We start from the raw sequence: 14,351 nt of genomic DNA on the forward strand, positions 1-14,351 counted from the left end.
TAAAAAGAGAACGTCAAATGTCGCATGATCAAGTCTATGATGCGGCTCCCTGGTCCGCGCATTATGCCGAGGCCCATCGCGAGCCGGAAGCCCGCCTGGTAAACGCTGCCAGCCTGCCCGAACTACTCAGCCAGGCTGGGGAACAATGGGCCGACAAGGTGGCCTTCACCACCTGTATGCCCAACGGCATGGCCGGGCGCCTGACCTATCGCCAGGTGGAAGACAAGTCGGATGCGTTTGCCGTCTGGCTGCGCGCCGGTCTCAAGCTGGAACCGGGTACCCGAGTCGCCGTGCAGATGCCCAACTGCCTCACCCTGCCGGTAGTCGCCTTTGGCGTGCTGAAGGCCGGATGCGTGCTGGTCAATGTGAACCCGCTGTACACCCGCCGCGAGATGGAACACCAGTTCAATGACAGCGGGGCAGAAGTCCTGATTATTGCCAACCTGTTTGCCGACAAGGCGCAGGATGTGGTTCCCAATACGCCGGTTCGCACTGTGGTCCTCACCCATATGGCGCAATGGTTCCCGCCGGTCGTCAAAAGCGTGCTGCATCTGGTCATGAAATACTGGAACCGGGTACTGCCCAAACACTCGATGGACGCCCTTGATATCGAAAGTGTAATCAATGAAGGCAGAAAACTGCGTGACAGTCAGAACATCAAGGTCGAGGACTACTGGCAGTCTCTCAAGCGCGACGATATGGCGGTGCTGCAATATACCGGCGGCACCACAGGGGTGAGCAAGGGCGCTGTGCTTACTCACGGCAATCTGCTGTCGAACCTCGAGCAGGTCGACACGCTGACCGGCCGCCACATCGCCAGTGGAGAAGAGTGCATTCTCACGGCCTTGCCGATGTACCACATCTTTGCTTTCACAGTTAACCTGCTGGCCTTCTACTACAGCGGCGCCCACAACGTGCTGGTGCCTAGCCCGCGGCCGATCAAGAACTGTCAGCGCGCCTTCGACAACTATCCCATAAGCTGGATTTCCGGAGTCAACACCCTGTACAACGCCCTGCTCAATGAAGAATGGTTTACCGTCTACCCGCCACCCAACATGAAGGTGGCTCTGGCCGGGGGTACTGCGCTGCACAAGGCGGTTGCCGAGCGCTGGATGTCAGTTGTCGGAAAGCCTATTTCTGAAGGCTATGGCCTGACCGAAACTTCGCCGGTGGTCTGTTTCAACCTGATTGGCACGGAACGACCCGACAGCATCGGGGTGCCCGCACCCAATACACAGGTGAGACTGGTCGATGACGAGGGTCAGACGGTACCGCTGGGTGAGCCAGGTGAACTGGTGGTCAAGGGCCCGCAGGTCATGACGGGCTACTGGAACCGGCCGGAAGAAACCGACAAGTCGATCAAGGACGGCTGGTTCTATACCGGTGATGTCGCGGTCATGGAAGCCGATGGCCATTTCCGGATTGTCGATCGCAAAAAGGATATGGTCCTGGTCAGCGGCTTCAACGTGTATCCGAATGAAGTCGAAGACTGTATCGCCCGCTTGCCGCAGGTACAGGAATCTGCGGTCATCGGCATCCCCGATGAACAAACAGGTGAGGCGGTAAAAGCCTTTGTCGTACTCCGTGAAGAAGGTCTGTCGGCGCAGGATGTGATTGCCCATTGCCGGAAGGAGCTGGCGGCGTACAAGGTGCCCAAGAAGGTCGAGTTCAGAGACGACCTGCCCAAAACCCCGGTGGGTAAAGTACTGCGCAAAGAACTGCGCGACCCTTCTCAAACCAAGGCCTGAATGCGCTGACTGGAGAATCTGACTATGTTGAGTCCATTGGAAGAAACCCTGCTTGCGGTCATGATGATCGTCATCATGCTGGGTATGGGGTCGTCACTGACCTTCAAGGATTTCAGGCTGTCGCTGCGCAGTCCGCAGGCGGTTGCCGTAGGCTTCGCATCGCAATATCTGTTGATGCCGTTGATTGCTTTTCTGCTGGCCCGGCTGCTCGGGCTTACAGGGCCGCAAACAGTCGGTCTGGTGCTGATCGGCTGTATGCCCGGTGGCACCACCTCCAACATCTTTGCCTACTTTTCAAAGAGTTTGCTCAGCCTGAGTATCATCATGACTGTCTGCTCGACACTGGCGGCCATCATCATGGTGCCACTGCTGATGGAGTTCTACACATCAGGCGTCGATGACAGCCTGCGCATTCCGCCCGGTGAAGTCATCGCCCTGCTGTTTGTGCTGCTGATCCCCACGCTGCTGGGCATGTGGCTGCGGCGCAAGAATGCCAATATCGGTGCCGTGATCGAACTGATCGGCAGCCTGATCGGTGTCTTTGTCATCGTCTTCCTGGTGGTTACCTGGGCGCCACGCAACTGGCAGTTGCTGCTGGATACACCCTGGCAGGTATTTTTTGCGGTGATTCTTGTCGGCCTGATAGGCTTTGCCTTCGGCTACGTGTTTGCCAGAGTATTGCGCCTGGCACCACAGAAGGCGCGCACGGTATCATTGGAGACCGGCATTCAGAATGGTCCGCTGGCGGCGTTGATTGTCACTATTGCGTTCTCGGGCGAGCTGCAGCAACTGGTACTGCTGATGCCGGTGCTTTACTCGCTGTTCATCGTGCTCAACTCAACCGTGGTGACGCTGTTCTATCGCAGGCTTACCCGACGCGAAGAGACAGCACGTGACCAGGCCAAGATCGAACCCAACTGACAGGCTGAAATGACCCGTATCGACTTTCACATTCTGCCGTGTGAACACTTCAATGAGGCGGCTGACTATGTCTGCCGCCTCACTGAAAAAGCCTGGAAAGCCGGCCATGCGGTGCTGCTGTACTGCGACGAGGAATGGCTGCCGGCGCTCAATGATCGCCTGTGGTCATTCCGCCCCGAAGCCTTCATTCCACACCAGCCGCTGGCCGAGGGCGAAGCCAGGGTCAATCTGACCAGCGACGACGACTGTGCCGGTCACCATGACATCATGATCAGTCTTTCTCGCGGTCAGTCCGGGGCATTCTCCCGCTTTGACCGATTGATTGAGGTGGTCTTCGAAGACGCCGAACTCAAGTCCGCCAAGCGCGATCACTACCGCTTCTATCAGGAACGGGGCTACCCATTGAAAAACCACCGCGTGTAGCTGGTGCTGTCTAGTGTTTCGGCATGTTGAGACCATGGGCATTGCCGCCTCAACGCCAGAATCCTCAGCAAGCGCTCGGATGTAGATGATTGCAAACTCTTCAGCTCAACCACGAAATGTCCACTTGGCTGGTGGATGCGTTGCACTCTGCAAACCGTTATACTTCACCCTTTCATTTCAACCACTTAGCGACGTCAGGCCGTTTATCCATGGACAAGACCTATTCGCCGAAAGACATTGAGCAGAAGCACTACCAGCGCTGGGAGAAAAACAACTGGTTTCAGCCCAGTGGCGAGGGCCAGCCCTACAGCATCATGATTCCGCCGCCCAATGTCACCGGCAGTCTGCACATGGGCCATGCCTTTCAGCACACCATCATGGATGCCCTGACCCGCTATCACCGGATGAAGGGTGACAACACCCTGTGGCAACCCGGCAGTGACCATGCCGGCATCGCCACCCAGATGGTGGTTGAGCGCAAACTGGCTGCCGAGGGCAAGAACCGCCACGACCTGGGCCGCGAAGCCTTCATCGACAAGGTCTGGGAATGGAAGGCCGAATCCGGTGGCACCATCACCCGGCAGATGCGCCACCTCGGCGATTCGGTCGACTGGTCGCGCGAACGCTTCACCATGGATGACGGTCTGTCCAATGCCGTGAAAGAAGTGTTTGTCCGACTGTATGACGAAGGCCTGATCTATCGCGGCAAGCGGCTGGTCAACTGGGACCCGAAACTGCATACCGCCATCTCTGATCTGGAAGTGGAAAACCGTGAAGAGCAAGGCCACCTGTGGCACTTCCGCTATCCGCTGGCCGATGGCGCCAAAACGGCCGACGGCAAAAATTATCTGATCGTTGCCACTACCCGCCCCGAAACCATGCTCGGCGATACGGCCGTAGCCGTGCATCCTGAGGATGAACGCTATGCCAGCCTGATCGGGAGATTTGTCGATCTGCCTCTGGTCAATCGACGCATTCCCATTATTGCTGATGACTATGTCGATGCCGAGTTCGGCTCAGGCTGCGTCAAGATCACCCCGGCCCACGACTTCAACGACTATCAGGTCGGCAAGCGTCATGGCGTCGCCCTGGTCAATGTGCTGGACGAGAATGCCCACATACTGCCCGTGGCCGAGGTCTTCAATTATGACGGCACACCGCGCGACGATACCGACCCGACCCTGCCTGCCGAGTATGCGAGCCTGGACCGCTATGCCGCACGGAAGGCCATCGTCGCTGCCTTCGACAATCTGGGTCTGCTCGACAAGGTGGCCGACCACACCATGATGGCACCCTACGGTGACCGTTCCGGTGTGGTGGTGGAGCCCTGGCTGACCGATCAGTGGTATGTCGATGCCAAAACCCTGGCTCAGCCCGCAATCAAGGCAGTCGAGGACGGTGATATCCAGTTTGTACCCAAACAATGGGAAAACACCTACTTTGCCTGGATGCGCGACATTCAGGACTGGTGCATCTCCCGCCAGCTCTGGTGGGGCCACCAGATTCCGGCCTGGTATGATGCCGAGGGCAATGTCTATGTAGGCCGCAGCGAGGCAGAGGTGCGCGAGAAGCACAGCCTTGCCGACGATCTCGTGCTGACGCGCGATGAAGATGTACTGGATACCTGGTTCAGCTCGGGCCTGTGGACCTTCTCTACCCTCGGTTGGCCGGATAAGACACCGGAACTGAAGACGTTCCATCCGACCAGCGTGCTGGTCACCGGCTTCGATATCATCTTCTTCTGGGTGGCGCGCATGATCATGCTGACGCTGCATTTCATCAAGAATGACGATGGAACGCCTCAGGTGCCTTTCCACCAGGTCTATGTCACGGGTTTGATTCGCGATGAAAACGGCCAGAAGATGTCCAAGTCCAAGGGCAATGTCATCGACCCGATCGACCTGATCGATGGCATCAGTGCTGACGACCTGGTCGCCAAACGCACCGACGGCCTGATGCAGCCCAAGCTGGCGGCGAAAATCGAGAAGGCAACGCGCAAATCGTTCCCCGCTGGCTTCGAACCCAGCGGCACCGATGCGCTGCGTTTCACCCTGACCTCTCTGGCTTCGACCGGACGCGACGTGAAATTCGACGTCAAGCGACTCGAAGGCTACCGCAACTTCTGCAACAAGCTGTGGAACGCCGCGCGCTATGTGCAGATGAATACGCGGACTGAGGACGGAGAAGCGCTCGACTGTGGCCAGTTGGATGCCCATGCGGACATCAGCCTGTCGCTCGCCGATCGCTGGATTCGCTCACGCCTGCAAGCGGTGGAAACCGAGATCAACCAGCATTTCAATCAGTACCGCTTCGACATGGCCAGCCAGGCGCTGTATGACTTTGTGTGGCATGAATACTGCGACTGGTACCTTGAATTGAGCAAGCCGGTATTCTGGGACGAGACGGCCAGCGAGGCTCAATTGCGCGGCACCCGTCGTACACTGATCCGTGTACTGGAAGCCATCTTGCGCCTGGCGCACCCCATCATGCCGTTCATCACCGAAGAGATCTGGCAGTCCATCCGCGACCTGGCCGGCGCCGAGGGCGATACCATCATGTTGCAGGCCTATCCGGAGCCTGATGACAGCAAGCGGGATACGACCGCCGAGGCCGATATCGAGTGGGTAAAAGGGGTAATAGTCGGTATTCGCAACATCCGGGGCGAGATGAATATCCCGCCGGCAAAGGCTCTGCCGGTGCTGTTCCAGAAAGGCAGCAGCGCTGATCGTGAACGCCTGGATGCCAACCGAGCCTTCCTGACCCGGCTGGCCAAGCTAGACAGCATCACCTGGCTGGAACCCGACGACGACGCGCCGGTATCGGCCACACAACTGGTTGGCGATCTGCGCATTCTGGTCCCCATGGCCGGGCTGATTGATGTGGAGGCAGAGCTGAGTCGACTGAGCAAGGAAATCGACAAAGCCGAGAAAGAACTCAAGCGCATCGAAGGCAAACTCGGCAACGAGAAATTTACCGCCAATGCGCCTGCCGACGTCGTCGACAAGGAAAAGGCCAAGGCAGCTCAGCTGTCGCGCTCCCTGTCCCAATTGACTGAGCAGCGCGACCGTATCGCCAACCTGTGAGCTGCCCGCTCACTGAAGGTCAGGCGCTGTCCTTCTGTGGCCAGTCGAGGTTGTCATGCTCGATCACCGCCTGCAGCCCGCTTTCGAGCGGACGCTGGGCAGCCTGCGTCCAGTGAAAGAGGCGTTGATGCAGATCGGCCTGTTCCGGCGAGTCGAGGCTGCATTGCTGGCAGTAGGCCGCAAACCCGCGCAGCCTCACCAACAGCTCTGCAAGGTGGCGCGGACATTCACAGGGCAACTCCGGCGTCGCCCGGATCAGGGCTTCCAGATCCTGGTCGGAATAACGGGCCTTTGGAGTCTGTTGCAGCAGCCAGTGCATCAGGGTTGCCCAGTCAAGGGGTCCAGATTGGGTTTGCACACCCATGGCTTCCAGTTGCTGCAAGCGCCTTCCGAGCGCATAATGATAAACCAGTAGTACGGGAACGCCTGATTGCGTGAGGCGCTGAATCCGTGCCACATGCTGATCACTCAGGGAGCCGACCTCCCAAACCAGGACGCCTGTTGCCAGGCTGACCTCTACTTCCTCCAGGGTGCGTGCACGCTCTGCAAACCAGGGGGCAAACTCACCCACAATTCTGGTGCCGCAGAAACAAATTCGGGCTGGAATGTCTTCTGAGGAATCCAACGGGCTCATGCGCCGTAAATCATCTGTGCTGAGCGCCGCAAGGTCGGCCAGATTCCAGCCGCGGGCTTTCAGTTCACCGATACGCTGCAGGCGTTCCAGATCAGATTCACTGTAAAGGCGGTGTCCGCCGGGGGAACGATGGCTGGCGTCAATGTCATACCTGGCCGCCCACTTGCGCAGAGTGGCAGTACTGACTCCCGTACGACGACTGGTTTCGGCCATGCTGAATAATAAGGCTGTCTCATTCATGTCTCGTTATCCGTACGATTTATGGGCATCAAGTGATCTCATGTCACGTTTAGAACATACGTAGGTATATACCCATTTGGTTTGGTACTTAGCGATGTATGATGAAAATGCTGTCTGGTACTCTGAAATGGCTGCTCGGCATCCGGCACTGCCTGCCGAGCAACAACGGCGTATGCTCTGGCAACTGGCCAACGCGGCAGTGCGCCTGCAAAGCTGGTCGGGGCAACCATGGTCGATCTATCTGCGCCAATGTCGCGAGACACTGCGACAGTTCAGAAACGGCGAGGTGCCCTTGTGGCTGACCGCCCAAGACAGCTATGCCGCCTGGCTGGCCGATACTGAAGACGATGCCGAGGGTCACCCCGGGCTCGCACGTCGACGCACCAGAGTACTGAAGTTGCGCGAAAAGCTGCTGCTGCACAATCAGCGCATGGTGATCCGCATCGCGCATCGCAAGTCACCGCGCGGCCTGGATTACAGTGATCTGATCATGGAAGGCAATGTAGGTCTGATGCGAGCCGTGGATCTCTTTGATCCGCGCAAGAATTATCGCTTCTCGACCTATGCCCACTTCTGGATCGAGCAATCCATCACCCTGGCCCTGAAGCAGAAGTCGCATACCGTGCGCACGCCGCTCAGTGCGCTCAACCGAGCCTGGCAGGAACGCAAAGCGCTGGAACAGAGTCATGAAGGTGAAGACTCGGCACCCACTTACGCATCGCTGGGCGATGGCATAGGCGCGTTTCGCGAGACGCTGTCACTGGACGACCCGGACGTCACGCTGCACCTGCAGGACGAAGACAGCCATCTGCCCCAGCAGCAACTGGATGCACGCCGTCTGGTCAACCAGCTGACGCAGGACCTTCCCGACCGCCTGTTACAGGTACTTGCGCTGCGCTACGGGATCGAACAGAAGGATGCCGTCGGCTATCGGGAAATAGCCGACCAGTTGGGCATCAGCCGAGAGAGAGCCCGGCAACTGGAGCATGAAGCTCTGCAGCGAGTGCGACGCAAGGACGATTCGTCGGAGGACTCCAGTTCATTCAGTTGATCTGCCCTGACTCGGGCACCAGGGTGACAGGCAATCGAACAACACGGGATTGCCAAACGCCCTGATGGTAAGCATCGACCAGAACATGCAAGTGGCCACGCGGATCTTCGGCAAAATCGGCTACTGACCCGATCCGCGTTCTTCCGAGCAGTTCACCGCCCCAGCGATGAGTTTCACTGCCGGCCTGATTGACGCGCACGACAGTGGGTCTGCCATCAATTTGTCCACCCAGGAACAAGGCGCCGGACTTGTCCTTGTGCAGCGCGGCAATACTATCGAAATCGGGCCCCGACAGTGACGCCACGCCACCATCACCCCAGTCATTGTCCAAATCTCCCAGTGACGTGAAACGGATAACCCCTGCATCGCCATCCGAGTCGGTGCGGGCAACTGAAACCTCACCTTCTGCGCTGACGGCCATGACATGCGGAACACCTGTACCGTCCCCAAAATTCCAGCCGTCCGGGCTGCTAAACGACGTGTCCAGCTCCAGTTCTCCGGCGGCGTCCTCAACGAAACGACCGACAGCCACGAGGTCTTCAGGAAACAGTTGCTGCAACAGCAGGTAGACCCGGCCCCGGGCGTCTGTACCCACGTCTCGAGTCTCGAAAGGTTGTCCGTTTGGATAATCGTTGGTCGGATCCAGAGTCAATCCAGCACCGGCCTGACCAAACCGATCCACCAGTGCGAGATGATTGTCAGCACTCATGGCTCCCTCTTGATAGGAGTAACCTCCGATGACCCCCTGGTTGCCTGGTCTCTCAGACAATGCGGTAACAAACGACTCTTCAGGAAACAGCTCGAACAATGAACCCACCAAATCGAACAACGAATCAACGGCAGTGTCACCGTCCAGCACATCGCGCAGGCCATAGAAGTCGTGTCGCCATTCGGGACCTTCCGCAACATCTGTCCCGGGCAGGCTGAAGAACCCATAGGCACTGGTGACAGTACCAATCGGGCTAAAAGCGGGATCAGTCTCAAGCGTACCCAGTTCACCCAGAGCGGGGTCTTGCTGGCCAAAGCCCTCAATATTGCTCCCGTCGGCACGGATACCCCAGAGGGTACCAGGGTCACTGCCCAAATCTTGGTTTTCCAGCGTGTTCAGCAGCAACAGGCGCCCATTGGCAGTGGTTTCAAGGGCAGTGGCGCGATCTCCCTCCAGCGGCCCGAACCAGCGCGTTGTTTCCGGATATCCGATGTCATTCAACCAGGTGAGACCGGAGGCATAGACTCCTTCCCACATGACCCCTACCCGGTCTCCGGCAACCACCATCCCACTGATGTCCTGTGCGTCCGAACGGATGGGCTCTGCGACCGGCGCACTACCGAGGTTGCCCCAACCGGTGTCCGGATCACCCTGCAATGACACGCGCCTGACGGCAAATCCAGCATCCACTTCATTCACCGCGAAATAAAAATGCTCGTTGAATTCGACAATGGGATAGCGGTGTCCCTGGTCTTCAAACAATGCAGGCGCTGCCGACTCCAGTTCCAGTACACCATTGCTTGCGAAGGTCGGATCAGGGGCACCTGACTGATCCAGAACAAAGATATTGACCGGCTCAACCCCTGCGCCAAACCCGGTATACAGGACGACACGGTCATTGCTGTCAATCATGGCACCGGTCAGGCTGATATTTTCCGGAGTCAACCAACTGCCGCCGTCGCCGAAGCTGGTGTCCAGGGTGAGGTCAGGGTTGAAGCGTACCACTTCGATCGCATCACCCTGGAGCAGAGCGTAGAGACGGTCCTGACTGTCCATCAGCAATCGCATGTAAGATTTGTCCATCATGTAGCTGCCAGACTCGTCAGGCTGGCCATCTTCGGTGAGTCTGAAGACAGACAGCTGACCGGATTCGGTAAACGCATAATGGGCACGGTCCTGGCTGTCCAGCACCAGCGAGGGTGACGCCCCCGTTACGACCACCTCACCGCCTTCAACGCCGAAATCCATATCCTGTTCACCTGATGCCTCGTATCGGCGAATGATCAGATTGGTACTGCCGCCCGGAGCTCCTCCCATGACCAGCAGACGTCCAGTCGAATCTGTCGCAAGCGCTTCTGCAATCACTCCCCCACCTTCTTCGGGGAACTCACGCACAAAGGAGTCGCCGCGTGTCAGTCCGACAGGATTCAAGCCATCTGCAAGTCGGTCGACGCGCCAACCGGACACGCTGCGCAACGAGACCAGCAAGTCACCTCCAGACATTGCAAAGTCCCTCAGCCGTGGTGCCATCGCCACCTCACCAGCGTTAAAGCGCGATACAATGCCGCAGTTCTCGTCGAAAGGCTGATACTCGGCCACAGAGCGCGCCGTTGGTTCGCTCAGTTGCAGCGCCTGCGGCGCGCTCGGGTGGCTGTGCAAATAGCGGAAGTCGCCATTGGGGGCCACCGCCGCCACTGGCATCGGAATGACCGCCCCCGGCAAATCAGCGCTGCGCTGAGCGGCTTCATCGCGCTCATTGGAGGCCGGGAAACGCTCAACATAAAGCCGCGCATCATTTTCGTTCAAATACGCCAGCTCTACCCCTCGGTCAGCTCCCGGCTGCATTCCAAGTGCTGTCAGATTACCTGCAGACAAATCACCCAGTGTCAGTTGGAGCAGCAGATCGTTTTCACTCTCCTGCGCATAGTCAATATGCATTTCAATAAGGTAAATCCGCCGATCGAACCCGTCTGCAGTCACCAACTGTCCAGTCATGAACAGGCGCCCGTCATCCGTAAGCACAGCTTCGGTGACCGTGGGGTCACGGCTGGTCGGTGTCGGGAAGAGCAACTGATAACCCAGATTATTGCCGCCAGCCTCCACGCCGTATCCGGCCAGAACCTCTCCTTCGTTGTCATGCCAGGTCACATGCAGCTCGCCAGTGGTTACAAAAGGAGACAGGGCCTGAGACAGCAGCATGAAAGAATCCGGTTCTGGCCCAAGGATGATTTTCTGCGGACGCAACACTGTGTTGCGGTTGCCCAGCGCCACAGACGACGGGTTGCCAGCCAGTTCATCTTCGGCCAAATCGGGGCCGGATACAGTCTCGATGCGGTACAGCATCATGTCGGCTGGCCGGCGATCCGCTGTCAGCTCGTTCACGGCCAGCAGTGCCTGCTCCGAGCTCTCAACCATGAAAGCGCCCGCTTCATGGTTGACCGGGGCCACCTCATCGTCGAATTCCGCTGTCCAGAGGCCGTCATCCGCAAACGCAGTGACCGGATCGCCCGTGCTCCGATCCAGCTTGACCATAAGTGGACTCAGCCAATCGGTGTCGCCATCGTCACGTTCAACCGCACCCCAGACATAAAGCGCGTCCCGGTCCAGCACCATGTCCCGCACCACAGCCGTTCTGGAGGCATCTGCGGCGACCACATCGGCAATGACCGGGGGTTCCAGCGTGGTCACCGGCAGATCCTTGGTCACATACCCACCGGTGCCAAAGGCGGAATCAAGCTGCCCGTTGGCGAGAATGCGGGCCACCAGCAATTGGTCCGGCTGCCCGGTACGCTGCAAATTGCCGGCAGCGAGCAGCGCACCGTTTTCTGCCGGAATCATGCGCTGCGGTTGAAAAATGCCTTCCCAGGGCGCCAGCGCATCACCGGAAGTGCCGGGTAAAACCTCAATGGTAAAGGGCCCGAGTGAATCCTCACTGCCGAGCGCATTGGTGGCCTGCAGCGTGATGTCACTGTAGAGCCCGGATGTCGGTGAATTGAAGGTCGCCGTGGTGCCGCTCACTGACAGCCCGAGCCCGCCACCGGGTGAGCCAGACAAAGAAAACTCTGCACCAGAGCCCATACTGTCGTAAGGGTCCAGCTCCCAGTTCACCGTCTGACCTGCGGTCAGGGTGGTCGGCAAACCTGTACAGATAGCGGCGGTATCCAGCGAAATATCGATCAACGCCAGACTGGCCGTTTCAGCTACCGACTGGGCCCCGTTAGTCACTTCAAACTGAAACTCCACCAGGGTGTCGCCTGGCTCCGGCACGTAAATGAAGCTGCCGTCGGCCTCGACTTCCAGGCCACCACTGCCACTGAGCAACAGGGTTGATTCAATATCTATCGACAAATCGGCCCCACTGCTGTCGACAGCGCCAACAAGCAACCCATTTACGGCATCGACCGTTACCGCCTCGGTCAGGTCAGTGAACCATTGATAGTCTCGCGACAGGGTGCTGATTTCGGACACCAGAAGCGCGGCCTCCACGGCAATCAGGTCGCTGACCCCGGACACCCCGTCAGAACCAACCCCTTCGACCCAGAAGGTTACCCAGTCATCAATGTCCTCTGCATCGAGGGTGATTGACCCTGATGAGCCCGCATTGCCGAGTGATAGCCACTGGATGTCCGCTGCACGGGCATTATTGACGGACTGTGTCTGGACACCCGCCGCATGAATGTTGAAATGGGAGTAGTCGCCTTCGGTTACCCAGGTGACCTCTGCTACACCATCGGTGTCCAGAGTAACGTTATCCAGGGAAATTGCCGGCACCTGCCATTGCAGGGTCATGTCATCGACCAGTGCTGTTCCGGCACTGGTCTGAACAAGCAGCAGAACGTCCAGCTCACCCGGGTCCAGCCCGAAGCGGGCAGGATTCAAGCCTGATACCCAGCCTTCGAGTTCACCATTGTCCGAACAGGTCTCATCACACAACTGAAAGGCCTGACCGGTTTCCGGCTCACCGAACCCGATATAGACCTGCTCAATCGCTTCATCGGCGGCTGCACGAATATGAAAACGCAGGTTTCCGGACACCTCAGAATCAGGCTCCGGGTGAAGAAATTCACCGGTAGCAGCATCCGGGTTCAATTCATCAAAACGAGCCTGAACCGGCACCGGGTTCCATGTCGTTTCCGTCTTGGCCGACTCCGAAGCATTTTGGCTGACCTCCTGACAGGCCACCAGCAGCGCCAGACCTGATATCAGCAGTAAGGATGCAACTCGACTCATCTCTTTACTCCCGCGGTTTCGCCGTTGGCCTTGGCGACTAGTCCACCAATGCAACAAAGGGAATTCGCTTGACCAGACTCTGCCACCGGCCATCCACGTAGGCATCAATCAGCACTTGCAGATGCGTCACTGGCTCAATGAAAAAATCCGGTTGTTCATATATGGGGGTCACCGGTTGGGCGGACACCACGTGACCATAGGCCTTCAGCCCGAGGTCGCGACCGCTCCAGCGCTGATGCTCGAGGCCGTCACTGGGGTCCAGGGCCACCAGAAGGGGTTGCCCCGACGCAGTCGACCCACCCACATAGATATGCCGAGTCAGCGGATCAGTGAAAAGCGTTTCAGACAGCGCAATGTCATTCAGGTCGTTGGTTTGCAAACCATCAACAGCGATATCCCAGACGGCGTCAGCCAGGATCTCGATCCCGGACGCAGTGTCCACTTCATAAGCGGATACCCGAATCGTGTTGTCCGGTGTGAGGGTCGCCACCAGAATCAGTGAGTCTTCAGGACCACTGCCTTCTTCGTTGGTGATTCTGAACTGCGACACGGCCAGCGGCCGTTCACCATCCAGATCGGACAGGACTGCGGTGTTCTCAGCGGTGCTCTCTTCCGAAATCCGCACCAGATGGGTCTGATGACTGACCTGCTCATCCCCGTCCCACTGGAAATAGTGCACCAGCGTAATCAGGTTGGCGACAAAGTCAAAGCCGGACTGTTCCAACAACACTGTGCCATCCAGGGCTCGGCTCTGCAGACCCAGTCCGCCGGGGATACCCGGGAACGTACCACCCAAGATAGTCCCGTTTGGCACCGCATTCGAGCCTCCCGAATAGGCGGCTACCAGTCCCTCATCATTGCCACCCACTGTACGCCATCCCATGACAAAGCCCCACTGCGCGGCGCCCGTCGCGGCATGGGCAGTACCAGTATCTCCCGGACCGAGCAAAGCCTCGGTCAGAACTTCGTTCTCCGAGTCCAGCAGCGCACCCGTCAGTGGCTCATGTAGCGCGACCGCCCAATTGTCGTCGAAAACACTCGTTGCCCCGATCAATAGATCAGGGATGAAGTTTGCGTCGACGAACAGCGCCAAGCCAGCAGGATCGGCCTCAGAGCTGCCCCCAAATTGCACATTCAACTGGCCATCACCCGAGAAGCCGGCATCAGGATCACCCGGCTGATCGGTCAGTGCCCAGACCGTTGAACTGTAATCGGAAATAGTGAGGCTCAGAGGGCCGGGAATCTGGTTCAGCACCAGACTGCGACCATCCGGAGCAGCACCCTGCTGCACCACCATATCTCTGGCCCGGTC

Annotated in this window: 8 protein-coding genes; 5 read left to right on the plus strand and 3 right to left on the minus strand. The window is 58.2% G+C overall.

The genetic code is table 11. The annotated features are described in order from the left end of the window. Positions 1–17 precede the first annotated feature (17 nt). From LAT62_RS06770 to LAT62_RS06785, 4 genes are all read left to right on the plus strand, one after another. Positions 18–1,748, plus strand: a complete 1,731-nt coding sequence (locus LAT62_RS06770; RefSeq protein ID WP_293380929.1) for an AMP-binding protein — start codon at positions 18–20, stop codon at positions 1,746–1,748. A gap of 24 nt (positions 1,749–1,772) precedes the next feature. Continuing rightward, the gene (locus tag LAT62_RS06775; protein ID WP_293380932.1) at positions 1,773–2,669 is read left to right on the plus strand and encodes a bile acid:sodium symporter; all 897 of its coding nucleotides are present in this window, start codon (positions 1,773–1,775) and stop codon (positions 2,667–2,669) included. Positions 2,670–2,678: 9 nt separating this feature from the next. Continuing rightward, complete coding sequence (locus tag LAT62_RS06780; RefSeq protein WP_293380935.1) at positions 2,679–3,092, plus strand: DNA polymerase III subunit chi; 414 nt, start codon at positions 2,679–2,681, stop codon at positions 3,090–3,092. Positions 3,093–3,301: 209 nt separating this feature from the next. Beyond that, positions 3,302–6,175 (plus strand): valine--tRNA ligase, encoded by a 2,874-nt coding sequence (locus LAT62_RS06785; RefSeq protein WP_293380938.1) that lies wholly within the window; start codon positions 3,302–3,304, stop codon positions 6,173–6,175. 19 nt (positions 6,176–6,194) lie between these two features. Here the strand turns inward: LAT62_RS06785 and LAT62_RS06790 are convergent, their stop codons facing one another. Further along, entirely contained in the window at positions 6,195–7,049 is an 855-nt protein-coding gene (locus tag LAT62_RS06790; RefSeq protein ID WP_293380941.1) for a MerR family transcriptional regulator, read from the minus strand. Positions 7,050–7,176: 127 nt separating this feature from the next. Between LAT62_RS06790 and LAT62_RS06795 the strand changes: the two genes are divergently transcribed. Continuing rightward, a complete protein-coding gene (locus tag LAT62_RS06795; protein WP_293380944.1) occupies positions 7,177–8,100 on the plus strand; it encodes a sigma-70 family RNA polymerase sigma factor in 924 nt (307 codons plus the stop codon). On the opposite strand, the gene LAT62_RS06800 is transcribed toward LAT62_RS06795, so the two are convergent. Continuing rightward, positions 8,093–13,039: a hypothetical protein gene (locus LAT62_RS06800; protein ID WP_293380946.1), complete on the minus strand. Its 4,947-nt coding sequence runs from the start codon at positions 13,037–13,039 to the stop codon at positions 8,093–8,095. The genes LAT62_RS06795 and LAT62_RS06800 overlap by 8 nt on opposite strands. 37 nt (positions 13,040–13,076) lie before the next feature. Continuing rightward, a partial coding sequence (locus LAT62_RS06805; RefSeq protein ID WP_293380949.1) for a hypothetical protein occupies positions 13,077–14,351 on the minus strand: 1,275 nt, incomplete at its 5' end.

The sequence above is a fragment of the Natronospirillum sp. genome (genome assembly GCF_022565775.1).
Taxonomy (GTDB): Bacteria; Pseudomonadota; Gammaproteobacteria; order Pseudomonadales; family Natronospirillaceae; genus Natronospirillum.

Excerpts from the sequence above, each read along its gene's own strand:
- LAT62_RS06800 (WP_293380946.1), bottom strand. The coding sequence starts at position 13,039 with ATGAGTCGAGTTGCATCCTTACTGCTGATATCAGGTCTGGCGCTGCTG.
- LAT62_RS06775 (WP_293380932.1), top strand. The coding sequence starts at position 1,773 with ATGTTGAGTCCATTGGAAGAAACCCTGCTTGCGGTCATGATGATCGTC.
- LAT62_RS06795 (WP_293380944.1), top strand. The coding sequence starts at position 7,177 with ATGGCTGCTCGGCATCCGGCACTGCCTGCCGAGCAACAACGGCGTATG.
- LAT62_RS06785 (WP_293380938.1), top strand. The coding sequence starts at position 3,302 with ATGGACAAGACCTATTCGCCGAAAGACATTGAGCAGAAGCACTACCAG.
- LAT62_RS06790 (WP_293380941.1), bottom strand. The coding sequence starts at position 7,049 with ATGAATGAGACAGCCTTATTATTCAGCATGGCCGAAACCAGTCGTCGT.
- LAT62_RS06770 (WP_293380929.1), top strand. The coding sequence starts at position 18 with ATGTCGCATGATCAAGTCTATGATGCGGCTCCCTGGTCCGCGCATTAT.
- LAT62_RS06780 (WP_293380935.1), top strand. The coding sequence starts at position 2,679 with ATGACCCGTATCGACTTTCACATTCTGCCGTGTGAACACTTCAATGAG.